General features: G+C 59.2%; 1 protein-coding gene. It reads left to right on the top strand.

Annotation, left to right across the window (positions count from 1 at the left end):
- On the top strand, window positions 1–601 hold a 601-nt coding region (locus tag AC07OE_RS20330), incomplete at both ends, for an EF-Tu C-terminal domain-related protein (RefSeq protein ID WP_495072377.1).

The following is a 601-nucleotide window of genomic DNA, read 5'->3' as shown; positions in this document are numbered from 1 at the left end:
TGGGCGAAGGCGCCATCATGAAGTTGGCCGACGCACTGGACAGCTACATCCCCCTGCCCGAGCGCGCAGTGGACGGTGCATTCCTGATGCCCGTGGAAGACGTGTTCTCCATCTCTGGCCGCGGTACCGTGGTGACAGGTCGTGTTGAGCGCGGCATCATCAAGGTCGGCGAAGAAATCGAAATCGTCGGTATTGCTGACACCCAGAAGACCACCTGCACAGGCGTGGAAATGTTCCGCAAGCTGCTGGACCAAGGCCAAGCGGGTGACAACGTCGGTATCCTGTTGCGCGGCACCAAGCGCGAAGACGTGCAACGCGGCCAAGTGCTGTGCAAGCCCGCTTCGATCAAGCCCCACACCCACTTCACCGGCGAAATCTACGTGTTGTCCAAGGACGAAGGCGGTCGCCACACTCCTTTCTTCAACAACTACCGTCCCCAGTTCTACTTCCGTACGACTGACGTGACCGGTGCCATCGAACTGCCAGAAGGCAAGGAAATGGTCATGCCTGGTGACAACGTGTCGATCACTGTGAAGCTGATCAACCCCATCGCCATGGAAGAAGGCCTGCGCTTCGCCATCCGCGAAGGTGGTCGTACCGT

This window comes from Rhodoferax sp. GW821-FHT09E07, assembly GCF_059416145.1.
This window is presented reverse-complemented; position numbering and strand designations above follow the sequence as displayed.